At 35.8% G+C, this 254-nt stretch carries 1 protein-coding gene; it reads left to right on the forward strand.

The features are described from left to right. Positions 1 to 101: 101 nt before the first annotated feature. The coding region (locus AOA60_RS35060; protein WP_368731601.1) for a DUF6063 family protein at positions 102 to 254 on the forward strand (153 nt) is incomplete at its 3' end.

Raw genomic sequence — 254 nt, forward strand, 5'->3', positions numbered from 1 at the left:
TAACGGAAGAATACTAACCATTAAAGAAAATACAGAAATATTACAAAAGTCAGCGCGTTATTCCATACAAGATTTAGAGGTTTCATTGGAGGAAGAAAACGATGAATTATCCTGAACAGAAGATAATGAAAGCATTTCAATTATATACAAAGCTCGCCCGTGATGGGGTGGCAGGTGAAGATAGTGTGCAACTTTACAAATCAGTTGACGATGTTAGAAGTCTACTAGAGAACTTTAGTGCAGAAGTAGATTGT

The organism is Pseudomonas sp. 2822-17 (genome assembly GCF_002742485.1).
GTDB lineage: Bacteria > Pseudomonadota > Gammaproteobacteria > Pseudomonadales > Pseudomonadaceae > Aquipseudomonas > Aquipseudomonas cyclaminis.